Raw genomic sequence first — 22,217 nt, 5'->3', positions numbered from 1 at the left:
AGGTAGAATGGGGCTCGATCCCGGCCCGGATGCGGGCCCGCAGCAGGAGATTCGCATGCAATACCGTCGCCTGGGCTCCACCGGCCTGCCGATTTCCGCCCTGTCCTTCGGCGCATGGGTGACCTTCGGTGACCAGATCCCGCGCGACGAGGCCCGCAACCTGGTGGCCGCCGCCTGGGACCACGGCGTCAACTTCTTCGACAACGCCGAGGGCTATGCCAACGGCCGCGCCGAACAGGTGATGGGCGATGTGATCGCCGACCTGCGGCTGCCGCGCGACGGCATCTGCGTCTCCAGCAAGGTGTTCTTCGGCAGCGCCAAGGACCCACGGCCGACCCAGCGCGGCCTGTCGCGCAAGCATGTGACCGACGCCTGCCATGCGGCGCTCAAGCGCCTGCGGGTGGACTACCTGGACCTTTACTACTGCCATCGCCCGGATCCGGACGCGCCGGTCGCCGAGACCGTGCATGCCATGGATACCCTGGTGCGGCAAGGCAAGATCCTCTACTGGGGGACCTCGGAGTGGTCGGCAGTGCAGATCCAGCAGGCGCTGGACATCGCCGAGGCGCGCAACCTGCAGGGCCCGTCGATGGAGCAGCCGCAGTACAACCTGCTGCACCGCGAACGGGTCGAGGTCGAGTACGCGCCGCTGTATGCCGGTGCCGGCCTGGGCACCACCATCTTCTCGCCGCTGGCCTCGGGCCTGCTGAGTGGCAAGTACGACCAGGGCATTCCGGCCGATGCGCGGCTGGGCCGCGAGGGCATGGAATGGCTGCAGGCGCTGGTGCTGGGTGACGACGCCGGGGCCCGCCTGGCCCAGGTGCGCCGCTTCAGCGAGGTGGCGCGTGCGCTGGGGCAGACGCCGGCCACGCTGGCCATCGCCTGGTGCCTGCGCAACCCGAACGTCTCCAGCGTGATCCTCGGTGCCAGCCGGGTCAGCCAGCTGCTGCAGAACCTGCAGGCGCTGGAGGTGCTGGAGCAGGTCGACGCCGCCGGCTGGGCCGACGTCGAAGCCGCCTTCGCCTGAACCCGGGGGCCGACCGGGCCTCGGGGGCCTCGGTAGAGTCGACTCTACACGGCTGCGTCGCCATTTGATTGACATGATCTATCGAATTTCAGAATTCGATCATTAATCTCATCAATCAAATTGAGAATGGTTGTTGATTGTCAACTGAGAATCATTATCATTTGACTCGTCCCTCGCACGAGTCCAGATGCTCATGAATGCTCAACCTGTACTGCTGCGCCCCGAAACGCTGACCCTCCGCGATCGTCCGGTCCGTGTCGTTCCGCCGGAAGAGGTCATCGACAGCGAAGCCCTGCTCAAGGGCCGTCGTGAAATCCTGATCCAGCACGGCGACCGCTTCTATCGCCTGCGGCACACCAGCAACGACAAGCTGATCCTGACCAAGTAATCGCGGCCTGGTCGCCCGCCCCCCTCCCTCCTGCCGGCCGCGCCGGCAGGGTGGGCGACCCGTCCGCTCCCGCTCTCTCCCCCTCGGTCTACCGCGTGCACCCTCCGGGTGTGCCGGTAACCGGGGGTTCCCCTGCCTGACGAACGAACCCGATGACCCGCCCTACCGCCCTTTGCCTTGCCGTCTGGATGGCCCTGCCGCTGTCCGCCCATGCTGCTGCCGCGGCCACCGCCGCGCCCGATGCGCGCGAATTCGACCGTGTGCAGGTCACCGCCACCCGCACCGAGCGGGCGGTGAGCGATGTGGCGGCCACCGTGGACGTCATCGACCGCGAGCAGATGGACCGGCACCTGGTGCAGGACATCAAGGATCTGCTGCGCTACGAGCCGGGCCTGTCGGTCAGCCGCAGCGCCGCGCGCTTCGGCCTTGGCAGCATCCGCATCCGTGGCCTGGACGGCAACCGCGTGCGCGTGCAGACCGACGGCATCGCCATGCCCACCAGCTTCAGCATCGGCTCGTTCTCCAACGCCAACCGCAACTTCACCGATCTGGATACGCTCAAGCGCGTGGAGATCGTGCGCGGCCCGGCCAGCTCGCTGTATGGGTCCGACGCGCTCGGGGGTGTGGTGGCCTTCGTCACCAAGGATCCGGCCGATTATCTGAAGGATGGCAAGGACAGCTACGTCGGCCTGAAGTTCGGCTACGACGGTGAGTGGAAGGGCCTGCTCGGCGGCGTGACCAGCGCGTTCGGCGGCGAACACTGGAGCGGCATGGTCAACATCAACCATCGCCAGGGCCAGGAAACCGGCAACAAGGGTGATGTACGCAGCCTCGACAATACCCGCACCGCGCCCAACCCGCAGGACCGCGATGGTCGCAGTGGCCTGGCCAAGCTGGTCTATGCACCCAGCGAGGACCAGCGCTTCCGGCTGACCGTGGAAGGCAACGAAGACAACACCGATACCAACGTGCTGTCCTCGATCGACCGCACCACCACCACCGGCATGAAGGCGCGCGATACGCAGAACCGCACCCGCGTGTCGTTCGCCCATGAAATGGATGCGCTGGACAAGGGCTTCGCCGACAGCCTGTATTGGCAGCTGTATACCCAGTACAGCGAAACCACCCAGATCACGGATGAGGACCGCGCCAACCGCAGCCGCCGCCACCGCGCGTTCAACTTCGACCAGCGCGTCTACGGCCTGCAGGCGCAGTTCAACAAGGCGTTCAGCACCGGCAGCGTCGAACACGCGCTGACCTACGGTTTCGAGGGCGCGCATACCGAGATCCGCCAGAAGCGCGACGGCTACCAGGTGTTGGCCAATGGCCAGACCAGCACCACCATCCTGCCCGACGCCTTCCCGGTGCGCGATTTCCCGATCAGCAAGACCACCGAGCTGGGCCTGTACGCACAGGACGAAATGCGCATGGCCAACGGCAAGCTGTCGCTGGTGCCGGGCGTGCGCGTGGACCGCTACGAGCTGAAGCCGGAGGTGGACAGCATCTTCGCCGACGACAATCCCGGCGTTGCGGTGGCCAGGCTGACCAAGACCAGCGTCTCGCCGAAGCTGGGCATGGTCTATCGCTTCACCGACGAATGGTCGCTGTTTGCCGGCTATTCGCATGGCTTCCGCTCGCCGCCGTACAACGACGTCAACCTGGGCTTCACCAACTTCGCCTTCGGCTACACCGCCATTCCCAATCCGGACCTGAAGCCGGAAACCAGTGACGGCATGGAGCTGGGACTGCGCTTCCTGTCGCCAGCGGCCTACGTCAGCCTCAGCGGCTACTACAACGAGTACAAGGACTTCATCGAGTCGCAATCGCTGGTCGGCACCAACGCCCAGGGCCTGATGGTGTTCCAGTCGCGCAACATCGCGGATGCGCGCATCTACGGTGCCGAAATGAAGGCCGGCGTCGACTTCGGCCAGATCAGCCCGGCGCTGCAGGGCTGGGCGCTGCGCAGCTCGGTGGCCTGGTCGCGCGGCGACAACAGGACCGAAGACACCCCGCTGGATTCGGTCGACCCGCTGCGTGGCACCGTCGGCCTGATGTACGACACCGACACCTGGGGCGTCGAACTGGCCGGTACCTTCGTCAAGCGCAAGGACCGCGTCACCGCCGCCACGCTGTACCGCCCGGCCGGCTACGGCGTGGCCGACCTGATGGCGCACTGGAACTTCGCCCCGGGCGCCACCTTCAACGTCGGCGTGTTCAACCTGGGCGACAAGCGTTACATCGACTGGTCCAACGTGGGTTCGACGCTGTCGCCGGGCAGCCGCGTGCTGGACCGCTATACCAGCCCGGGCCGCACCCTCTCCGCCAGCCTTGCCGTTTCCTGGTGACCTCATGAGCCGAGCCTTGTCCGCACGCAGGAACGACGCCATCGCCGCGCAGGGCAGCGCGGCCTGGCCGACGCCGGCACAGCTGGCCACGCTCGGCACCGTGTTGTGCCTGTACCGCGCCGACGGCAACGAGCTCGGTGGCTGGCGCCAGGCAGTACGCGTGCATGCCTGCCAGGGCGTGGACAGCGAGGGCGTGCGCGAAAGCCTGTGTTTCCTCGATGGCCGCGGCCGCTGCGTGTGGCGGCTGTACCTGCTGCCCGACAGCGATTTCCTGGCCTGGGACCGGCTGGTCGCGGCGCTGCCGCCGGGCCCGGAGCATGACAGCGAGGGCAGTGTCGGCGAACGCCTGTGGCGGCGCCTGGCCGGCCATCTCGGTGGCCAGCGCTGGCGACTGTGCGCGCTGCGCCTGCATGCCGCCGACGACGGCCGCACCCTGGCTGCAAGCCTGTCGACGTTGTCCTCGCTGGGCGCAGCCACCGCGCGTCGCATCGCGCGGCTGGAAGGTGCCGAAGGCGAGCTGGCGATCGACGATTGCTGCTGCGCCGATGCTGCACGTCGCTCGGCGCCGCGGGTTCCCGGCGACCTGCCGCTGATCCGGCTGTAACCCTTTCCCGATGGAACGCCTGTCGGCCACGGACGGCCTCTCACTGCATCTGCAACCCCGAAGGAAGACCCCGATGAAGCTCCAGACAGCCAGCGTCCTGCTGCTGCTCGCCACCAGCGGCGTGGCCAGCGCGCAGCCCTCCGGCATCGCCCGCGACCACGACAGCATCCTTGCCATGCAGGGCGAGTACACCGTCGATTTCGCATTCGACGAGACCGTGCTGCTGAAGCCCGGCTACGAGCGCGCCCCGGCGATGCGCAGCGGCGGCAACGAACTGGTGATCGTGGTCGAGGACACGCCGAAGCGCATCGTGCTGCAGCACCTGCTGCTGGACGAGAAGAGCGGCCACATCACCAAGCACTGGCGCCAGGACTGGGTCTACGAAGCACCGAACCGATTCGAGTTCAGCGCCGACCAGACCTGGCAGGTACGCCGCATTCCCGCAGCGGTGAACCAGGGCGCCTGGACCCAGTGCGTGTACGAAGTGAGCGACGCACCGCGCTACTGCGGCACCGGCAAATGGACCTACACCAACAACGTGCCGAGCTGGACCAGCGACCTCAGCTGGCGCCCGTTGCCGCGCCGTGAGTACACCAAGCGCAGCGACTACAACGCGCTGGCCGTCGTCAACCGCCACACGCTCACGCCCAATGGCTGGACCCACGAGCAGTTCAACACCAAGGTGCAGCGCAACGCCGACGGCAGCCAGGTGGAGATCGCACGCGAGTTCGGCTTCAACGACTACGTGAAGACCACCGAGGTCGACTTCACCCCGGCGCGTGACTACTGGAAGGCCACTGCCGGCTACTGGGCCAAGGTGCGCCAGCGTTGGGACGGCTTCCTCGGCCAGGCCCCGGGCGTGCACCTGAAGACCAAGATCGATGGCATGGCGATGATCATTCCGCTGTTCACCCAGGCCGAAGCGATCCAGTCCGGCAAAAAGGTGAAGGACAAGCAGATCGACGAGGTGTTCGCCAAGTACGTGGAAAAGGCGCCGAAGGAAGGCTGATCGCCGCGATGGAGAGGGGTGCCGGGGGTACCCGGCACCGCATTCACCGGCTGCCGGTGGGGGGCCGGGCTTGCTCGGCACGCCATCCGGAGGCGCAACCGATTCAGGCCTCGCGCAGCGCCAATGCCGGCGGCGTATGCAGGATCGCCCGCGTACCCCACCAGCCCGCCAGCAGGCTCAAGCCGATGCCGACCACGCCGCCGATCAGCAGGCCCGGCCACGGTGGCAGCAAGGGCAGCTCGAACACCTTCTGCGACACCGCCACGCCGATCGCTGCGGCCGCGCCCACCGCCAGCAACGCCGCCAGCGTGCCCAGCGCGCCGAACTCCACCAGCACCGCGCCGCGCAGCTGGCGCCGGGTCGCGCCCAGCGTGCGCAGCACCGCGCTGTCGTAGCGGCGCTCGCCGGCGGTGGCCTGCAGCGCCGCCAGCAGCACCAGCACGCCGGCCAGCAGGCTGAACACCATCACCAGCTGCACTGCCTGCGCCACGCGCTCCATCACATCGCGCACCTGCGAGATCACCGCGTCCACGTCCAGCAGCGACAGGTTCGGCTGCGCGCGCACCAGCTCGCCCAGCCCGGCCGCGTTGCCGGACGGCAGATGGAAGGCCGACAGCAGGTTGTGCGGGGTATCGCCCACCGCATTGGGATTGAGCAGCACGAAGAAGTTCGGCCGGAAGGTGTTCCAGTCGGCCTTGCGCACACTGGTGACGGTGAACTCGCGCTCCTGCTCGCCGACTGCAATGGTGATGCGGTCGCCCGGATACACGCCGTAGCGCTTGGCCCAGCCGATTTCAACCGACGCCTCCGGCGCCGTGCTGTCGGGCGTCCAGAAGGTGCCGTTCATCAGCGTATTGGCCGGCGGGAAGCTGCTGCGCCAGCTGAAATTCAGCGGCCGGTTCTCGTCATCGTCATCGCGCTGGCCGCCCTGCGCCGGTTGCCCGTCCTGAACGGGCTCGCGGTCCACGCGCAACGGCGGCTTGCCGTTGATGGCGATCAGGCGGCCGGTCGCCATCGGTTCGATGCTGGCGTCGTTGGCCCCCAGTCCGCGCAGCGCGGCCAGCACGCTGTCACGCTGTTCGGGTTGGATGTTGATCAGGAAGTAGTTCGGCGTATCCGCAGGCAGGCGCTCGCGCCACTGCTGCAGCAGGCCGGGTCCGGTCACCGCCAGCAGCAACAACGCGCACAGCGACAGCGACAGCCCCACCAGCTGCATCACCGCCAGCAGCCGGCGCCGGGTCAGCGCGGCCAGGCCCAACCGCCAGTTGCCATGCAGGCGGTGCTGCAGGCCGCGCAGCAGCTGCAGCAGCACGAAGCCGACCGCACCGGCCGCCAGCGCCAGCGCGGCCAGGCCGCCCAGCACCCACAGCGCCAGTTTCAGATCGCCGGTGACCTGCACCGCCAGCAGCAGGCTGGCCGCCAGCGCCGCCACATAGGCCAGCAGCGACGCCGGCGGCAGGGCGGCGAAGGAACGGTTGAGCACCCGCATCGGCGGCACCCCGCGCAGGCGCAGCAGCGGTGGCAGGCCGAAGCCGAACAGCAGCAGCAGGCCGATGCCGGCACCGGTCAGCGCCGGCATCGCTTCCGGCAGCGGCAGGCGCTGCGGCACCAGGCTGCCCAGCACCTGCACCAGGCCTTCCTGCGCGGCCATGCCCAGGCCGATGCCGAGCGCACAGGCTGGCACCGCCAGCATCAGCAGCTGCAGCGCCAGGCCCAGCAGGATGTCGCGCTGGCGTGCGCCCAGGCAGCGCAGGATCGCCACCTGGTCGATGCGACGCAGGGCGAAGCGGTTGGCCGCCAGCGCGGTGGCCACACCGGCCAGCAGTACCGCCAGCAGCGCGCTCAGGCCGAGGAAGCGCCCGGCCAGATCGAATGCCTGGCGCACGCCACGCTGGGTGTCGTCCACGCTCAGCAGGCGCAGGCCTTTCACCTGCGGCAGCAGCCACTGGCGCAGCGCCGCGATCGGCTCCGCTGCGCCGGCGAACATCAGCCGGTAGTTGATACGGCTGCCCGGGCCGAGCAGGCCGGTGCCCTCCACATCAGCGCGGTTGACCAGCAGGGTGGGCGAGAGTGTCAGCAGGTCGCCACCGCTGTCCGGCTCGGCCTCGATGATGCCGGCGATGCGCAGCGTGCCGGCGCCGAACTCGAGGTCATCGCCGGCCTTCAGCCCCAACCCCTGCAGCAGGCGTGGGTCGGCATAGGCCTGGCCCTTGGGCGGCATGCCGGCATCGGCGATCAACGCACCGCCGGGCGTGGCCCGGACCCGCAGCGTGCCGCGCAGCGGATAACCTGCCTGTACCGCCTTGATGCTGGCCATCTGGCTGGCATCGCCGTTGAACAGCACGCTGCCGAAGCTGGCGATGCGGGTATGCGCCAGGCCGCGCTGTTGCGCCTCGTCGGCGAATGCCTGCGGCGGATCATCGCGCCCGGCGATGCCGAGGTCGCCGCCGAGCATTTCCGCCGCGCTGCCGGTCAGCGCCAGGTTGACCCGGTTCACCAGCGTGCCCACCGCAGTCATCACCGCCACGCCCAGCACCAGCGCGGCGAACACGGTCAGCAGGTCGCCGGCCAGCGCCTCGCGGCGCAGCGCGCGCCACGCGTGGCGCAGCACGTTCATGCCTGTGCCCCACGCTCGACCGGCAGCAGGCGGCCGTCATCGATGCGGTGGATGTACTGGCAACGCTGGGCCAGGCGCAGGTCGTGGGTGACCAGGACCAGGGTGGTGCCGCTGCCGGCGTTGAGTTCGAACAGCAGGTCGCTGATGTGCTGGCCGGTGGCGTGGTCCAGCGAGCCGGTCGGTTCGTCGGCGAACAGGATGCGCGGGCGGGTGACGAAGGCACGTGCCAGCGCCACGCGCTGCTGCTCGCCGCCGGACAGCTGGCGCGGGTAGTGGCGGGCGCGATGGGCCAGGCCGACCTGCGCCAGCACCTCGTCCACCCGCGCGCGGTCCTCGCGTCCGGCCAGTTCCAACGGCAGCGCGACATTCTCGGCGGCAGTCAGCGCCGGCAGCAGGTGGAAGCTCTGGAACACGAAGCCGACCGCACGCGCGCGCAGCTGGGCCCGTGCTTCTTCATCCAGGTCGCCCAGGTTCTGGCCCGCCAGCGCGACGTGGCCGCGGCTGGGCAGGTCCAGTCCGGCCAGCAGGCCGAGCAGGGTGGTCTTGCCGGACCCCGAAGCGCCGACGATGGCCACACTGGTGCCTTCATGGACGGTCAGGGTGATGTTGTCCAGTATGTGGACTTCACCCTCCGGGCCCTGCACGGACTTGCCGACCTGGTCGACGGCGATGGCGACGGGCGTGCTGCGGGGGGACAGGCTGTCGATGAGGAGACTCCAATGCGCAAGACGGGATGGAGCCGGCGAGCCGGCGCGATGATGGTGCTGCTGCTGGGATTGCTGCTGCCCGGGCTGGCCGGAGCCAAAGACCCGGCAGGCACGGTGCTGGTGCTCGGCGACAGCCTCAGTGCTGCCCACAATATCCCTGCCGACGCCGGCTGGGTCAGCCTGTTGCAGCAGCGGGTCAGGCAACAGTCGAAAACACCGGCGCGCATCGTCAATGCCAGCATGAGCGGGGAAACCACGGCCGGCGCGCTGACTCGCCTGCCGGGCCTGTTGGCGAAGGAAAAGCCGACGGTGGTGGTGATCGCGCTGGGCGGCAACGACGCGCTGCGCGGGCTGACCCCGGCACAGGTGCAGGGCAACCTGGAAAAGATGGTACAGGCCAGCCAGAAGGCCGGCGCCAGGGTGCTGCTGCTGGGCATCGACGTGCCGCCCAACTATGGGCCCGCTTACCGCCAGCGCCTGGCGGCGGCCTACAAGGCGCTGGCCACGCAGTACAAGGTGCCGCTGCTGCCGTTCCTGCTGGAGGGCGTGGCCCTGCAGCCGGGCATGATGCAGCCCGATGGACTGCACCCCACGGCGCAGGCGCAATCGAGGGTGCTGGACAACGTCTGGCCACTGCTGCGGCCCCTGCTCTGAACGATTTACAACCCTCTTGACGGAACTTCACATCGCGTCCACCGTCGATCCGGCATGTTTCACAAAGCTGAAGTTAGAGGGAATCACATGCGTCAGACGAAGGAGACCTCCGGCTTGGTGCTGGTGGTCGAAGACAACCGCAACATCTCCGAGATGATCGGGGAATACCTGGAAGGTCGCGGCTTCGAAGTCGACTATGCACAGGACGGCCTGGATGGCTACCGCCTTGCGGCGGAGAACAGCTATGACGTCGTGGTGCTCGACCTCATGTTGCCGCGCCTGGATGGCATCGAAGTATGCCGTCGCCTGCGCAACGATGCGCGCAAGTCCACCCCGGTGCTGATGCTCACGGCACGCGACACGCTGGACGACAAGCTCACCGGCCTCGGTTTCGGCGCCGATGACTACCTGACCAAGCCGTTCGCGATCCAGGAGCTGGAAGCCCGCCTGCGCGCGCTGATCCGCCGTGAACGCCGCCAGGTGGGTTCGGAAGTGCTGAAGGTCGCCGACCTGGTGCTCGATCCGGTCAGCATGCGGGCCACCCGTGCCGGTACCGAACTGCAGCTGTCGCCGATCGGCCTGCGCCTGCTGACCATCCTGATGCGCGAATCGCCGCGCGTGGTCACCCGCCAGGAGATCGAACGCGAGATCTGGGGCAATGGCCTGCCGGATTCGGACACCCTGCGCAGCCATCTGTACAACCTGCGCAAGATCATCGACAAGCCGTTCGACCGTCCGCTGCTGCACACCGTGCAGAGCGCCGGTTACCGCATTGCCGATATCGCCCAGCCGATGGCCTGATCGGGGCCAGGCCGGTGCAGCATCAGGCCCGGCCGGGCAACGACCCCCGCACCGGGCACGGATGACCGGCCGGCACTGCCGCCGGTCATCCTCCGTGCACGACTACGGCGCAGCGCGCTGCCTATAATCGCAGCGCTCTGACCGGGACCCCGCAATGCCGCACGGCCTGCCGCGCAAGATCCGTATCGCCTTCATCCTGCAGGCAGTCCTGGCCAGCCTGGGCATCCTGCTCGGTGCCTGGCTGGTTTCGCTGGTGATCAAGCACAGCCTGGTCGGCGCCGCCCTGCGCGAGGAAGCGGCCTATTACTGGACGCTGCACGAGGCCTCGCCGGTGCAGCCACCGCCCAACACCCAGAACATCCGCGGCTACCTGCTGGAAAGCGGGCAGTCGGCGCTGTCGTTGCCGGCCAACCTGCGCAACCTGGAACCCGGTTTCCACGAGCTGCCCAAGGATGACCAGCTGGTACTGGTCGATGTGCGTCCGGCCGGCCGCCTGTACCTGGTGTTCCTGCGTTCGCGTGCGGAGATGCTGGCGTTCTGGTTCGGCATCGTGCCGGTGCTGCTGACCCTGTTGGCGGTGTATGGCGCCAGCTGGGTCACCTACCGGGCCTCCAAGCGCCTGGTGTCGCCGGTGAACTGGTTGGCACGGCGCGTCTCGCGCTGGGACCCGGGCCACCCGGAGGCGGCCGACCTGGAACCGAACAAGCTGCCCGCGGACATGCAGGGCGAGACCCGGCAGCTGGCGGCCGCGCTGCATTCGCTGGCCAACCGGGTCAGCGCGCACGTGGCCCGCGAGCGCAACTTCACCCGCGATGCGAGCCACGAGCTGCGCACGCCGTTGACCGTCATCCGCGTGGCCAGCGACATGGCCCTGGGCGATGAAACCCTGCAGCCGCGCCTGCGCCGCAGCCTGCAGCGCATCCAGCGCGCCGGCCGTGACATGGAAGCGGTGATCGACGCGTTCCTGATCCTGGCCCGCGAGGCCGACGTCGAACCCCAGATCGAGCTGTTCGACGTCAACGACATCGTCCGCTACGAGGTGGACAACGCCAACGAACTGCTGGGTACGCGTCTGGTGTCAGTGCACCTGCACAGCGAAGGCCCGGTGCAGCTGCACGCGCCGCCGCGGGTGCTGCAGGTGGTGGTCAGCAACCTGGTGCGCAACGCCTGCAGCTACACCGACGAAGGGCGTATCGACGTGCACGTGCTCAATGACCGGGTGGTGGTGCGCGACACCGGCATCGGCATGTCCGCCGAGGCGCTGTCGCGCGCGTTTGAACCCTTCTACCGCGCCGAGCCGAGCCGCCCGCAGGGCACCGGCCTGGGCCTGTCGATCGTGCGCCGGCTGTGCGACCGCTTCGGCTGGAAGGTCAGCCTGGCCAGCCAGCCGGGCAAGGGCACCGAGGCCACGGTGGTCTTCCGGTAACGCGGCGACCTGCCGGGGTCGGATCCCGTTGCGGCGCAACCGGCTCTGACCCCATCCCGCTGAAATGTCGGTAGATCCAGGCCATGCGTGGATGGGGTGCGGTAGCGCCGGGCCATGCCCGACGTCCACAGTGCCTCAGTTGCAGTTGACCTTCGGCGCCAGCGCCTTGGTCCAGATCGCATAGCCGGCCGGGGTCATGTGCAGCATGTCCTCGCGGAACAGCGTCGCGTCCGGCTGTCCATCGGCGCCGAGCATCGGCGTGTAGATGTCGGTGAAGCCGGTGTTGGGCAGCCTGGCCAGCGCAGCCTTGATCAGCGCGTTGGCTTCGTTGATCGCCGGCAGCAGGTGCGCACGCGACGGGCTCGGCTTGATCGACAGGTACTCGACCCTGGTCTTCGGCAGGTCGCGGTGCACGCGCTGCACGAAGGCGACCACGTCATCTCGCACCTGCATGGCGCTGCGGCCGCTGTTGAGGTCGTTGTCACCGGCGTAGAAGAACACCTTACACGGCGCATACGGCACCACGATCTGGCCGGCATACCAGGTGCTGTCGCGCACTTCCGAACCGCCGAAGCCGCGGTTGAACACCGGCTGGCCGGGGAAGTCGGTGGCCAGGCTCTCCCAGAAGCGGATCGAGGAGCTGCCGATGAACTCGATGCCACCACGCGGCGGCGGGTTGGCCTGGTCGGCGCTGGCGAAGCGGGCCATGTCGCCGGCCCAAGCCACATTGGAGACCTGTTCGGGCACCTGCGGCGGCCTGGCCGGGCTCAGGGCCTGGGCAAGCGGTGCGGCAGTCAGCAGGCCCAGCATCAGCAGGCAGGTACGGCGACGGGACATCAGGCGCTCCAGCAGGCAAGGGGAGCTCCATCATAGAAGCACGGCCCAGCCCGGTGCTTGCCCCTGGCAGGCCGTTCAGCGGGCCGGTGCGGGGTGCGGTTGGCGGCCTTGTGGCAAAATGGCGGCCATCTGCCTATTCCTGTGCACCCATGATTCCCTGCCGTGCGTCTGAGCGGTCGCTGCGCCGCGCCCCTGTTGCTGGATGTTCCATCCGTGGCTGATCAGTTCGGCCATCTGCCCCGCGGCCCGCGCCGCATCTTCCAGGCCGCCCGCTGGTCCTGGCAGGGCCTGCGCGCCGCCTGGCTGCACGAGTCCTCGTTCCGGCTGGAGGTCTACCTGCTGATCCTGCTGACCCCGGTCGCGATCTGGCTGGGCCAGACCCCGGTCGAACGCGCGCTGCTGATCGGCTCGATGCTGCTGGTGCTGGCGATGGAGCTTGCCAACTCGGCCATCGAAGCGGTGATCGAACGCTACGGCAGCGAGATCCACGAGCTGGCTGGCCGCGCCAAGGACATGGGCTCGGCAGCGGTGTTCGTGCTGATGATGAACGTGCTGCTGTGCTGGGCGCTGGTCGTGGTTCCGCACGCGCTGGCCGGCAGCTACGGCTGAAACCCCATTCCCCCACTGCCTTGAAGAGTTTCCATGTCCTTTGAGTTCCTCGCCGACCCCAATGCCTGGGTGACCCTGTTCACGCTCAGCGCGCTGGAAATCGTGCTCGGCATCGACAACCTGGTGTTCATTTCCATCGCGGTCAGCAAGCTGCCGGAAGAGCGTCGTCCGTTCGCACGCAAGCTGGGCATCGCGGTGGCCTGCATCACCCGCATCGGCCTGCTGGTCTCGCTGGCCTACCTGGCGCACATGGCGGCCAACCTGTTCACCGTGGCCGGCATGGGCATTTCCATCCGCGACCTGGTACTGATCGTTGGTGGCCTGTTCCTGATCATCAAGGGCTGCATGGAGATCAAGGAACTGATCAGCGGTGGCGAGGACGAAGACCCCACCACCACCAAGGCGTCGGCCGTGTTCGGCTACGTGATCGCCCAGATCGCGGTGATCGACATCGTGTTCTCGCTTGACTCGGTGATCACCGCCGTGGGCATCGCCGACCACATCCCGGTGATGGTGGCTGCCATCCTGCTGTCGGTGCTGGTGATGCTGCTGGCCGCCAACCCGCTGGGCCGCTTCATCGACGCCAACCCGACCGTGAAGATGCTGGCCCTGGCCTTCATCCTGATGATCGGTGCGGTGCTGATCCTGGACGGCCTGGACGTGCACGTGCCCAAGCCCTACATCTACGCCGCGATGGGCTTCTCGGTGCTGGTGGAGTGGCTGAACCTGCTGATGCGCCGCCGCGCCCGCGAACACAACGTGCCGGGCGCCGGCAACTGGTAAGCGCGCCATTGGCACGTGTGTCACCCAGAACCCCCGGCCTGGCCGGGGGTTCTGCGTTGTGGGGCGCGGCTCTACAACGAACGGCGCTGCGGTTTTTGCACTTGCGGCGGCGTTCCGGCCTTCACTTGTGAATCAGGATCAACAGTGTTTTCCCGGGCCGAGGCTTAATCCGGCGCAGCAAAGCGCGCAGGCTACGCACTCCCGATTCCCGCCCCCCAGGAAACCCCCATGAATTCCAGAGCCGCCTTGCTGGCGCTTGCCGTTGGCGCCTTCGCCATTGGAACCACCGAATTTGCCCCGATGGGCCTGTTGCCGGTCATCGCCGACGGCGTGGGGGTTGGCATCCCCACCGCCGGCATGCTGATCACCGCCTACGCCGTGGGCGTGATGCTGGGCGCGCCGGTGATGACCCTGCTGATGGGCCGTTTCGGCAAGCGCACCGCGCTGATGCTGCTGATGTCCATCTTCGTGGTCGGCAACCTGCTGTCCGCGCTGGCGCCGAACTACGGGCTGCTGCTGCTGTCGCGCCTGGTCACCAGCCTCAACCACGGTGCCTTCTTCGGCATCGGTGCGGTGGTCGCCGCCAGCCTGGTGCCGAAGGAAAAGCAGGCTGCGGCCGTGGCCACCATGTTCATGGGCCTGACCATCGCCAACATCGGCGGCGTGCCGCTGGCGACCTGGGTCGGCCAGCAGCTGGGCTGGCGCCTGTCCTTTGCCGGTACTGCGGCGCTGGGCCTGATCGCAATCACCGCGCTGGGTTTCGCGCTGCCGGCATCTGCACCGGGGCCGCGCCCGGACGTGCGCCGCGAACTGAAGGCGATCCTGCAGCCGCCGGTGCTGCTGGCGATGGCCACCACCGTGCTTGGCGCAGGTGCGATGTTCACCCTCTATACCTACGTCGCACCGGTGCTGACCGAATTGACCGGCGCCTCCAATACCTTCATCGCGATCTCGCTGGCGCTGATCGGCATCGGCTTCACCCTCGGCAACGGCATCGGTGGGCGCATGGCCGACTGGTCGCTGGATGGCGCCACACGGATCCTGCTGGCCGTCCTGGCGGTGCTGATGTTCGTGCTGCCGCTGGCCTTCATGAGCCACGCCACCGCCGCCCTCGGTGTGCTGCTGTTCGGCGCGGCGACCTTCGCCCTCGTACCGCCGCTGCAGATCCGGGTGATGCAGGCGGCCAGCGAGGCGCCGGGCCTGGCGTCGTCGATCAACGTCGGTGCGTTCAACCTGGGCAATGCGGTGGGTGCGGCGCTGGGCGGTGCGGTGATCAGCTCGGGCCTGGGCTATGCCGCGATTCCGGTGGCCGGTGGCCTGCTGGCGGCATCGGGCCTGCTGCTGGCGTGGCTGGGGCGTCCCCGCACCGCGGTGGCTGAGGCCTGCTGAGGGGTGTTGGATTCCGGCAGGGCTTGCAGCCCTGCACCCGCCGAATCAACGTCAACGTCAACGGCAAAAGCCTGCATTCCGTGGGTTGGCGGGGTGGGTCCGGTTGAGGGGGACGCTGCAAGTACGTCCATGTAAGCTCGGTCGCCGCATCCATGCGGCTCACGCCCCCTCAACCGGACCCACCCCGCCTTCGACAGATTCCCGCGATCTGTCGTAACGGCGTTCCGCTCTGGTAGGTGTCGACCTTGGTCGACACGAATGCCTGAAGAACCGGCTTTTGCTTTTGATTTTTTCTTTTGATCTTCCCGCGGTGTGCAGGAAATTGTCCGTGGCCGGGAGGGTGGGTTGGCTGGGGGCGTGAGCCGCATGGATGCGGCGACCGAGCTTACACGGACGTACTGGCAGCGCCCCCCAGCCAACCCACCCTCCTGACCGACCCCGATAACGCTTCCTCGCCACCCACCGCGGAGGGGGCGGTGCCCGATGGCCGGTCTTTCACCCGAACCGTGGCATGCTCGGTGCCAAGCCCACCCGGAACCTCCGCCATGCGCCTGTTTACCCGTGTCCTGCCCCTGATGCTGCTGGCCTCCCTGCTGTCCGGCTGCGGCTACAACGCCATCCAGCAGAAGGATGAGGCGGTCAAGGCCAGCTGGTCTGAGGTGCTCAACCAGTACAAGCGCCGCGCCGATCTGGTGCCCAACCTGGTGCAGACGGTGAAGGGCTTTGCCAGCCAGGAAGAGCGCGTGCTGACCGAAGTCACCAACGCCCGTTCGCGCGTCGGCCAGATCAACGTCAACGCCGACGACGAAGCCTCGCTCAAGCAGTTCCAGCAGGCCCAGGGTGAACTCGGCAGCGCACTGTCGCGGCTGCTGGTGGTCACCGAGAACTACCCGGTGCTGAAGTCCGACCAGAACTTCCGCGACCTGCAGGCCCAGCTGGAAGGCACCGAAAACCGCATCACGGTTGCGCGCGGCCGCTACATCCAGCAGGTGCAGGACTACAACACCTACATCCGTTCGTTCCCGCAGGTGGTCACCGCCAAGATCTTCGGCTACAAGACCAAGCCGAACTTCACGGTGGACAACGAAGCGCAGATTTCCAACGCGCCAGCGGTCGATTTCGGCAACGCGCCGCAGCAGCAGCCGGCGCCGCAGCCGGGTCACTGACCGATGCGCCTGGCCACTGCGCTGCTGGCCCTGCTGCTGTGGCTGCCGTTGGCAACGCAGGCACAGCCGCTGGCGCCGATTCCTGCGCTGGACTCGCCGGTGGTCGATACCACCGGCACGCTGGACGCCACGCAGAAGCAGGCGCTGGTGCAGCAGGCGATCGAGCTGCAGCAGCGCAAGGGCAGCCAGCTGCAGGTGCTGGTGGTGCCCACCACCCAGCCGGAGGACATCGCGCAGTACACCACGCGGGTCTTCGATCAATGGCAGATCGGCCGCAAGGGCGTGGATGACGGCGTGCTGCTGGTGGTGGCCAAGGATGACCGGCGCGTGCGCATCGAGCCGGGCTACGGCCTTGAAGGCGCGATTCCCGATGCCATCGCCAACCGGGTCATCCAGGAATACCTGGTCCCGCGCTTCCGCAGCGGCGACTATGCCGGCGGCATCACCGATGCCACGGCGGTGCTGGTCAAGCTGATCGACGGCGAACCGCTGCCGGCACCGGTCAGCGGTCATCGCGGGCGCGAACCCGGTGGTGGTGGCGATACCTGGTTCCTGGCGCTGTTCATCGGCGTGTTCGCTGGCAGCATCCTGCGCGGGGTCTTCTCGCGCGTGCCGCGTCCGCTGCGCGGCCTGCTCGGCGGCGCGGGTGCGGCGCTGGCAGCATTCCTGTTCACCTCCACGCTGCTGGCCAGTGGCCTGGCCGGCGTGGTCGGCCTGATCGTGGCGATGCTGTCCGGCCACCCGGGCCGCTTTGCCGGCGGTGGCGGTTGGGGCGGTGGCAGCTGGGGTGGCGGAGGCGGTTTCGGCGGGGGCGGTGGATTCGGTGGTGGTGGTGGCTGGGGCGGTGGCGGCGGCCGTTCCGGTGGCGGTGGCGCTTCGGGAGGCTGGTGATGATCCAACGTCTGTTCCGCCATGTATTCTCGCCCTCGGTGCGGCGTGCGTTCCCACCTGCCACATTGCAGGCGATCACCGGGGCCATCGCGGCCGGTGAGCAGCGCCACGGCGGGCAGGTGATGTTCGCGGTGGAAGCGGACCTGCCGCTGGGGGCGCTGTGGCACAGGGTGACCCCGCGCCAGGCCGCCGAGCATGCCTTTGCGCGCCTGCGAACCTGGGATACCGCCCACAACAACGGCGTACTGATCTACCTGCTGCTGGCCGATCACGCGATCGAGATCGTTGCCGACCGTGGCCTGCACGGCCGGGTCAGCCCGGCGCAGTGGCAGCGGGTCTGCACCCACCTGCGCGAGGGCCTGCGCGGCGCCCATCCGGTCGAGGCATTGCAGGATGCCGTCGACGAGGTCTCCAGCCTGATCGAAGGGCACTTTCCGGCCTCGATGCGGTCCGAGCATGACGCGTTGCCTGACGCGCCCCAGATCCTGGACTGAACCCTGATCTGCGGCGTGGTCCTCCGCCCGTGCCGGCCCCGGCCCCGGGCGGGGCAGGGACGCTAAAATACCCGTACTCCCGCCAGGCGTTTTCCATGATCTATTTCCACGACATCGACCCCATCGCCCTTTCGCTGGGGCCGATCAAGGTGCACTGGTACGGCATCATGTACCTGCTCGGCTTCACCGCAGCGTGGCTGCTGGGCCGCACGCGCATTGCCGCGGGGCGCCTGCCGGGCGTCGATGCCAACGGCTTCTCCGACCTGCTGTTCTACGCCATGCTCGGCGTGGTGCTGGGCGGGCGCATCGGCTACATGCTGTTCTACGCGCTGGGCGATTTCCTGCACAACCCGCTGCTGCTGTTCAAGGTGTGGGACGGCGGCATGAGCTTCCACGGTGGCCTGCTCGGCGTGCTGGGCGCCTGCTGGTGGTGGTCGCGCAAGCACAAGCTGCATTTCTTCGACACCATGGATTTCATGGCGCCGCTGGTGCCACTGGGCCTGGGCTTCGGCCGCATCGGCAACTTCATCGGCGCCGAGCTTTGGGGCAAGTACACCGACGGGACCTGGGGCGTGGTGTTCCCGTCCGGCCTGCCGGCCCCGCTGAACCAGCTCGACCACGCGACGCTGCAGGCGCAGTTCGCCACCGGCGCATTGAACCCGTACGCCCGCCATCCGTCGCAGCTGTATGAAGCGTTCCTGGAAGGCCTGGTGATGTTCGTGGTGCTGTGGGCGGTGTCGGCCAAGCCGCGCCACCGCTACCTGGTGGGTGGCCTGTTCGCGTTGATGTACGGCCTGTTCCGCTTCGCGGTGGAGTTCGTGCGCATGCCGGACAACGGCGTCTACGTGGCCTTCGACTGGCTGACCCGTGGCCAGATCCTCAGCCTGCCGCTGATCGCCTTCGGCCTGGTGCTGCTGGTGATGTCGCGCCGCGCGCCGGTATTGCAGCCGCAGTTGCCGGTGGCTGCCGAGGGCAAGGCATGAAGCCCTACCTGGACCTGCTGGCGCACGTGCTCGAGCACGGCGCCGAGAAGAGTGATCGCACCGGTACCGGCACCCGCAGCGTGTTCGGCTGGCAGATGCGCTTCGACCTCAACGAAGGCTTCCCGCTGGTCACCACCAAGAAACTGCACCTGCGCTCGATCATCCACGAGCTGCTGTGGTTCCTGAAGGGCGACACCAACATCGGCTACCTGAAGGACAACCAGGTGCGCATCTGGGACGAGTGGGCCGACGAGAACGGCGACCTCGGCCCGGTCTACGGCAAGCAGTGGCGCAGCTGGGCCACCGCCGACGGCCGCCAGATCGACCAGATGCAGTGGCTTGTGGACGAGATCAAGCGCAACCCCGATTCGCGCCGGCTGGTGGTCAGTGCCTGGAACGTGGGCGAGCTTTCGCAGATGGCGTTGATGCCATGCCATAACCTGTTCCAGTTCTACGTGGTGGACGGCAAGCTCAGCTGCCAGCTCTACCAGCGCAGCGGTGACATCTTCCTCGGCGTGCCGTTCAACATCGCCAGCTACGCGCTGCTGACCCACATGGTGGCGCAGGCCACCGGCCTGGGCGTGGGCGACTTCGTGCATACGCTGGGCGATGCGCACCTGTACTCGAACCACTTCGAGCAGGCCCGCGAGCAGCTGTCGCGCGCGCCGCGCGCGCTGCCGAAGCTGTGGTTGAACCCGGAGGTGACCGACCTGTTCGGCTTCCAGTTCGACGACATCCGCATCGACGGCTACGACCCGCACCCGGCGATCAAGGCGCCGGTGGCGGTATGAGCGCCCTGAAGCTGTCGATGATCGTGGCGCTGGACCGCAACCGTGGCATCGGCCAGGACAATGCCATGCCCTGGCACCTGCCGGATGACTTCAAGCACTTCAAGGCGCTCACCCTGGGCAAGCCGATCCTGATGGGGCGCAAGACGGCCGAGTCGATCGGCCGCGTGCTGCCGGGGCGGACCAACCTCGTACTGACCCGCAGCGGCCAGGTGCCGTTCGAGGGCATGCGTGCGGTGGCGTCGCTGGACGAGGCGAAGGCGATTGCCGAAGGCGAGGGCGCCAGCGAGCTGTGCATCATCGGCGGCGGCGAGATCTTCCACCAGTTGCTGGACCAGGCCAGTGACCTGTACCTGACCTGGGTCGATGCCGAAGTCCCCGCCGATACCCATTTCCCCGGCGTGGACGTGCAGGACTGGCAGGAAGTGAGCAGCGAGCCGCACCCGGCCGACGAACGGCACGCCTACGCGTTCCGCTTCGTGCACTACGTGCGCCGCTGATCGCGGAAATACCAACGAAAACACCGACGGGGTAGAGTCGACTGTTGGTCGACTATCGCGCGCAGCGCGGGGTTTTCAGGGGGCGTCAGGAGCAGTCGACTAACAGTCGACTCTACCGGGACTGTCGCAACGGCATCCGGTAATGCCCGATGATCGCGTGCTGGAACAGCAGGTTCTCTTCGCGCGTGCCGCGCGCGATGTTGTGCAGCACCAGCGGTGTGCCGTTGGCCAGGCGCCGGTCAGAAACGATACCCACGTGCAGCAGGCCGTTGCCATTGAGCTTCCAGGCAACGATGTCGCCGGCCGCGTAGTCGGCGGCGAGGGCCGTGACCGGTTGCTGCCAGCCCTGGCGCTCGAACCAGCGCATCAGGTTCGGTACACGACGATGATCGATGTTGCGGTCCGGCCGTGACAGGCCCCAGATCGCCGGATAGGCACTGAAACTGCCGCGCATGTCCTCATGCACGCGTGCCTGCAGGTCCAGGCCCAGATCGCGCAGGGCGCGCACCACCACGTCCGTGCACACGCCCCGATCCAGTGGCACGTCGCCGCCAGGATAGGCCAGTACCTGGTAAGCAGGATCGTAACGGGTGGTGACGCCGACCTGCGCGCGGGCTGCGGCCACCAGTGGCGGCGAAGGGGCCTGCGGCTGCGTCGGCGCATGTGCAGCACCATCCGCAGCCGTGGGAGCAGGCGGCGAGCCGGGCTGGCAGCCGCTGGCCAGGGCCAGCGTCAGCAGCACCGTCCCTGGTGCCCAGCCGCGCCGCGTCACGCCTGCGGCGGGGGACTGTTGTGGGTGCCGCCACCCGCGCCACCCGCGCCGCCCCCTCCGCCACCACGACGGCGACGGCGGCGTGGGCCACGGTTGCCCGGGCTGGCAGCGGCGTTGCCGCCCTGTTCCTTGCCCTGCGTCGCGGCGCCGGGGCGCTCGTGCGCCGGTCGCGCCGGCGGGCGGGCGTTGGGCACGGGTGCCGGTACGTCGCGGCCCGGGACCTGCACCACGCGCAGCTCGTCGGTATCAAGCTGGAGCGCGGTCAGCTTGCCGCCCCAGACCGCACCGGTGTCGATGGCGTGCACGCCCTGGGTGATGGTCAAGCCCAGCGCCGACCAGTGGCCGCAGACGACCTTGAGGTCGCGCTCGACCCGGCCGGGCACTTCGAACCAGGGATAAAGCCCCTGTTCCTGCGTGCCCGGCGTGCCCTTGTCCTCGATGCCGATGCGCCCCCGCGGGGTGCAGTAGCGCATGCGGGTGAGCACGTTGATGATCGCGCGCGAGCGGTCGTAACCGGACAGGTTCGGGGCCCAGCTCGGCTTGTCGCCGTACATGTTGCGGAACAGCTTGCGGTAGCCGGCGCCATGCAGTTGCACCTCGACCTCGGCGGCATGCTTCTCGGCCATCTGCGTGGTCCACTTCGGCGCCAGGCCGGCGTGCACCATCATCCAGCCCAGCTCGCGGTCCACGTGCACCAGCTTCTGCAGGCGCAGCCAGTCCAGCAGTTCGTCGCGGTCCTCGGCCTGCACGATGCGCAGCAGGTCCGGGTTGACCTTGCGCTGTTCCTCTTCGGTACGCGAACCGACGGCCAGCAGCGAAAGATCATGGTTGCCCAGCACCACCACGCTGTGCTCGCGCAGCGAGTGCACCAGCCGCAGCGTTTCCAGCGACTGCCCGCCGCGGTTGACCAGGTCGCCGCAGAACCATAGGGTGTCCTGCGCCGGGTCGAAGCGGATCTTCTCCAGCAATCGCTGGGTGACGTCATAGCAGCCCTGCAGGTCGCCGATCGCCCACACACTCATCGTTCGGCCTCCGTGTCAGTGCAGGGTACGCGGCACGGCCAGCACGAAGGGTGCGACCGGCGCGGCAAATTCGGTGCCATCGTCGGCGACCATGTCGTAGTGCCCCTGCATGGTCCCGTGATCGGTCCCCAGCATGACACCGGACGTGTAACGGAAGTCTTCACCGGGGCGCAGCCGCGGCTGCTCGCCGATCACCCCGTCGCCATCGACATGCTCGACACGGCCATTGGCATCGGTGATGCGCCAGTGGCGCGCGACCAGGCGTGCCGCGACCCGCCCCTGGTTGTGGATGCGGATCGTGTAGGCGAACGCAAAGCGACCGTCTTCCGGCGCGGATTGATCGTCGAGGAAGCGCGGCGCGACTTCGACGGAGATGGCATAAACGTCAGCGTCTTCCATACCGGC

The 22,217-nt window shown here is 68.0% G+C and carries 23 protein-coding genes; 17 read left to right on the top strand and 6 right to left on the bottom strand.

Annotated elements, in window-relative coordinates:
- Nucleotides 1–55 precede the first annotated feature (55 nt).
- The 5 genes from AC5P98_RS20535 to AC5P98_RS20515 all read left to right on the top strand — a co-directional run bounded on the left by AC5P98_RS20535 (nt 56) and on the right by AC5P98_RS20515 (nt 5,373).
- Nucleotides 56–1,027 (top strand): aldo/keto reductase, encoded by a 972-nt coding sequence (locus AC5P98_RS20535; protein ID WP_049406102.1) that lies wholly within the window; start codon nt 56–58, stop codon nt 1,025–1,027.
- 193 nt (nt 1,028–1,220) lie between these two features.
- On the top strand, nt 1,221–1,415 hold the full coding sequence (gene hemP, locus AC5P98_RS20530; RefSeq protein WP_005412278.1) for a hemin uptake protein HemP: 195 nt from the start codon (nt 1,221–1,223) through the stop codon (nt 1,413–1,415).
- A gap of 152 nt (nt 1,416–1,567) precedes the next feature.
- Nucleotides 1,568–3,760, top strand: a complete 2,193-nt coding sequence (locus AC5P98_RS20525) for a TonB-dependent hemoglobin/transferrin/lactoferrin family receptor (protein WP_425603919.1) — start codon at nt 1,568–1,570, stop codon at nt 3,758–3,760.
- A 4-nt stretch (nt 3,761–3,764) separates the two neighbouring features.
- The gene (locus AC5P98_RS20520) at nt 3,765–4,364 is read left to right on the top strand and encodes a hypothetical protein (protein ID WP_049406105.1); all 600 of its coding nucleotides are present in this window, start codon (nt 3,765–3,767) and stop codon (nt 4,362–4,364) included.
- 73 nt (nt 4,365–4,437) lie between these two features.
- A complete protein-coding gene (locus tag AC5P98_RS20515; RefSeq protein WP_032956723.1) occupies nt 4,438–5,373 on the top strand; it encodes a DUF6607 family protein in 936 nt (311 codons plus the stop codon).
- 103 nt (nt 5,374–5,476) lie between these two features.
- Here the strand turns inward: AC5P98_RS20515 and AC5P98_RS20510 are convergent, their stop codons facing one another.
- Both AC5P98_RS20510 and AC5P98_RS20505 read right to left on the bottom strand, forming a co-directional pair.
- Nucleotides 5,477–7,990, bottom strand: coding sequence for an ABC transporter permease (locus tag AC5P98_RS20510; protein ID WP_088475581.1), 2,514 nt, complete (start codon nt 7,988–7,990; stop codon nt 5,477–5,479).
- Nucleotides 7,987–8,634: an ABC transporter ATP-binding protein gene (locus AC5P98_RS20505; RefSeq protein ID WP_075076551.1), complete on the bottom strand. Its 648-nt coding sequence runs from the start codon at nt 8,632–8,634 to the stop codon at nt 7,987–7,989. Before AC5P98_RS20505 ends, AC5P98_RS20510 begins: the two co-directional genes overlap by 4 nt.
- Before the next feature lie 75 nt (nt 8,635–8,709).
- Here AC5P98_RS20505 and AC5P98_RS20500 point away from each other — a divergent pair, with 75 nt between their 5' ends.
- From AC5P98_RS20500 to AC5P98_RS20490, 3 genes are all read left to right on the top strand, one after another.
- Complete coding sequence (locus AC5P98_RS20500) at nt 8,710–9,351, top strand: arylesterase (protein WP_049406109.1); 642 nt, start codon at nt 8,710–8,712, stop codon at nt 9,349–9,351.
- 87 nt (nt 9,352–9,438) lie between these two features.
- Entirely contained in the window at nt 9,439–10,152 is a 714-nt protein-coding gene (locus AC5P98_RS20495; RefSeq protein ID WP_002811889.1) for a response regulator transcription factor, read from the top strand.
- A 154-nt stretch (nt 10,153–10,306) separates the two neighbouring features.
- A complete protein-coding gene (locus tag AC5P98_RS20490) occupies nt 10,307–11,578 on the top strand; it encodes a sensor histidine kinase (RefSeq protein ID WP_014645975.1) in 1,272 nt (423 codons plus the stop codon).
- 135 nt (nt 11,579–11,713) lie between these two features.
- On the opposite strand, the gene AC5P98_RS20485 is transcribed toward AC5P98_RS20490, so the two are convergent.
- Nucleotides 11,714–12,415, bottom strand: a complete 702-nt coding sequence (locus AC5P98_RS20485; RefSeq protein ID WP_014645976.1) for an SGNH/GDSL hydrolase family protein — start codon at nt 12,413–12,415, stop codon at nt 11,714–11,716.
- 213 nt (nt 12,416–12,628) lie between these two features.
- On the opposite strand from AC5P98_RS20485, the gene AC5P98_RS20480 reads away from it, so the two are divergent.
- The 9 genes from AC5P98_RS20480 (at nt 12,629) to AC5P98_RS20440 (ending at nt 20,018) form a co-directional block, all read left to right on the top strand.
- Nucleotides 12,629–13,024 carry a diacylglycerol kinase gene (locus tag AC5P98_RS20480; RefSeq protein ID WP_049406112.1) on the top strand — a complete coding sequence of 132 codons (396 nt, stop codon included), beginning with the start codon at nt 12,629–12,631 and terminating at the stop codon, nt 13,022–13,024.
- Between the two features lie 33 nt (nt 13,025–13,057).
- On the top strand, nt 13,058–13,807 hold the full coding sequence (locus AC5P98_RS20475) for a TerC family protein (protein ID WP_049406113.1): 750 nt from the start codon (nt 13,058–13,060) through the stop codon (nt 13,805–13,807).
- A gap of 228 nt (nt 13,808–14,035) precedes the next feature.
- Nucleotides 14,036–15,196: an MFS transporter gene (locus tag AC5P98_RS20470; protein ID WP_014645977.1), complete on the top strand. Its 1,161-nt coding sequence runs from the start codon at nt 14,036–14,038 to the stop codon at nt 15,194–15,196.
- Between the two features lie 545 nt (nt 15,197–15,741).
- Nucleotides 15,742–16,362 carry a LemA family protein gene (locus AC5P98_RS20465; protein WP_049404134.1) on the top strand — a complete coding sequence of 207 codons (621 nt, stop codon included), beginning with the start codon at nt 15,742–15,744 and terminating at the stop codon, nt 16,360–16,362.
- 3 nt (nt 16,363–16,365) lie between these two features.
- Nucleotides 16,366–17,253, top strand: coding sequence for a TPM domain-containing protein (locus AC5P98_RS20460; protein WP_049404135.1), 888 nt, complete (start codon nt 16,366–16,368; stop codon nt 17,251–17,253).
- The gene (locus AC5P98_RS20455; protein ID WP_049404137.1) at nt 17,253–17,747 is read left to right on the top strand and encodes a TPM domain-containing protein; all 495 of its coding nucleotides are present in this window, start codon (nt 17,253–17,255) and stop codon (nt 17,745–17,747) included. Before AC5P98_RS20460 ends, AC5P98_RS20455 begins: the two co-directional genes overlap by 1 nt.
- A 95-nt stretch (nt 17,748–17,842) precedes the next feature.
- Nucleotides 17,843–18,730, top strand: coding sequence for a prolipoprotein diacylglyceryl transferase (gene lgt, locus AC5P98_RS20450; RefSeq protein WP_014645981.1), 888 nt, complete (start codon nt 17,843–17,845; stop codon nt 18,728–18,730).
- A complete protein-coding gene (locus AC5P98_RS20445) occupies nt 18,727–19,521 on the top strand; it encodes a thymidylate synthase (RefSeq protein ID WP_014645982.1) in 795 nt (264 codons plus the stop codon). Before lgt ends, AC5P98_RS20445 begins: the two co-directional genes overlap by 4 nt.
- Nucleotides 19,522–19,526: 5 nt before the next feature.
- Nucleotides 19,527–20,018, top strand: a complete 492-nt coding sequence (locus AC5P98_RS20440; RefSeq protein ID WP_049404166.1) for a dihydrofolate reductase — start codon at nt 19,527–19,529, stop codon at nt 20,016–20,018.
- A gap of 112 nt (nt 20,019–20,130) precedes the next feature.
- Here the strand turns inward: AC5P98_RS20440 and AC5P98_RS20435 are convergent, their stop codons facing one another.
- The 3 genes from AC5P98_RS20435 to apaG are packed head-to-tail and all read right to left on the bottom strand — an operon-like array spanning nt 20,131 to nt 22,211.
- The gene (locus AC5P98_RS20435; RefSeq protein WP_049404140.1) at nt 20,131–20,790 is read right to left on the bottom strand and encodes a DUF1287 domain-containing protein; all 660 of its coding nucleotides are present in this window, start codon (nt 20,788–20,790) and stop codon (nt 20,131–20,133) included.
- Complete coding sequence (locus AC5P98_RS20430; protein WP_049404141.1) at nt 20,787–21,812, bottom strand: symmetrical bis(5'-nucleosyl)-tetraphosphatase; 1,026 nt, start codon at nt 21,810–21,812, stop codon at nt 20,787–20,789. The genes AC5P98_RS20435 and AC5P98_RS20430 overlap by 4 nt, the downstream gene beginning before the upstream one ends.
- A gap of 15 nt (nt 21,813–21,827) precedes the next feature.
- Nucleotides 21,828–22,211 carry a Co2+/Mg2+ efflux facilitator ApaG/CorD gene (apaG, locus tag AC5P98_RS20425; RefSeq protein ID WP_008268668.1) on the bottom strand — a complete coding sequence of 128 codons (384 nt, stop codon included), beginning with the start codon at nt 22,209–22,211 and terminating at the stop codon, nt 21,828–21,830.
- Between the last annotated feature and the right edge of the window lie 6 nt (nt 22,212–22,217).

The organism is Stenotrophomonas sp. YJH_SMC_135 (assembly GCF_059372355.1).
This window is presented reverse-complemented; position numbering and strand designations above follow the sequence as displayed.

What these genes read in the sequence shown, in the direction of transcription:
- AC5P98_RS20535 (WP_049406102.1), top strand. Translation starts at nt 56, where the DNA reads ATGCAATACCGTCGCCTGGGCTCCACCGGCCTGCCGATTTCCGCCCTG.
- hemP (WP_005412278.1), top strand. Translation starts at nt 1,221, where the DNA reads ATGAATGCTCAACCTGTACTGCTGCGCCCCGAAACGCTGACCCTCCGC.
- AC5P98_RS20525 (WP_425603919.1), top strand. Translation starts at nt 1,568, where the DNA reads ATGACCCGCCCTACCGCCCTTTGCCTTGCCGTCTGGATGGCCCTGCCG.
- AC5P98_RS20520 (WP_049406105.1), top strand. Translation starts at nt 3,765, where the DNA reads ATGAGCCGAGCCTTGTCCGCACGCAGGAACGACGCCATCGCCGCGCAG.
- AC5P98_RS20515 (WP_032956723.1), top strand. Translation starts at nt 4,438, where the DNA reads ATGAAGCTCCAGACAGCCAGCGTCCTGCTGCTGCTCGCCACCAGCGGC.
- AC5P98_RS20510 (WP_088475581.1), bottom strand. Translation starts at nt 7,990, where the DNA reads ATGAACGTGCTGCGCCACGCGTGGCGCGCGCTGCGCCGCGAGGCGCTG.
- AC5P98_RS20500 (WP_049406109.1), top strand. Translation starts at nt 8,710, where the DNA reads ATGCGCAAGACGGGATGGAGCCGGCGAGCCGGCGCGATGATGGTGCTG.
- AC5P98_RS20495 (WP_002811889.1), top strand. Translation starts at nt 9,439, where the DNA reads ATGCGTCAGACGAAGGAGACCTCCGGCTTGGTGCTGGTGGTCGAAGAC.
- AC5P98_RS20490 (WP_014645975.1), top strand. Translation starts at nt 10,307, where the DNA reads ATGCCGCACGGCCTGCCGCGCAAGATCCGTATCGCCTTCATCCTGCAG.
- AC5P98_RS20485 (WP_014645976.1), bottom strand. Translation starts at nt 12,415, where the DNA reads ATGTCCCGTCGCCGTACCTGCCTGCTGATGCTGGGCCTGCTGACTGCC.
- AC5P98_RS20475 (WP_049406113.1), top strand. Translation starts at nt 13,058, where the DNA reads ATGTCCTTTGAGTTCCTCGCCGACCCCAATGCCTGGGTGACCCTGTTC.
- AC5P98_RS20470 (WP_014645977.1), top strand. Translation starts at nt 14,036, where the DNA reads ATGAATTCCAGAGCCGCCTTGCTGGCGCTTGCCGTTGGCGCCTTCGCC.
- AC5P98_RS20465 (WP_049404134.1), top strand. Translation starts at nt 15,742, where the DNA reads ATGCGCCTGTTTACCCGTGTCCTGCCCCTGATGCTGCTGGCCTCCCTG.
- AC5P98_RS20460 (WP_049404135.1), top strand. Translation starts at nt 16,366, where the DNA reads ATGCGCCTGGCCACTGCGCTGCTGGCCCTGCTGCTGTGGCTGCCGTTG.
- AC5P98_RS20455 (WP_049404137.1), top strand. Translation starts at nt 17,253, where the DNA reads ATGATCCAACGTCTGTTCCGCCATGTATTCTCGCCCTCGGTGCGGCGT.
- lgt (WP_014645981.1), top strand. Translation starts at nt 17,843, where the DNA reads ATGATCTATTTCCACGACATCGACCCCATCGCCCTTTCGCTGGGGCCG.
- AC5P98_RS20445 (WP_014645982.1), top strand. Translation starts at nt 18,727, where the DNA reads ATGAAGCCCTACCTGGACCTGCTGGCGCACGTGCTCGAGCACGGCGCC.
- AC5P98_RS20430 (WP_049404141.1), bottom strand. Translation starts at nt 21,812, where the DNA reads ATGAGTGTGTGGGCGATCGGCGACCTGCAGGGCTGCTATGACGTCACC.
- apaG (WP_008268668.1), bottom strand. Translation starts at nt 22,211, where the DNA reads ATGGAAGACGCTGACGTTTATGCCATCTCCGTCGAAGTCGCGCCGCGC.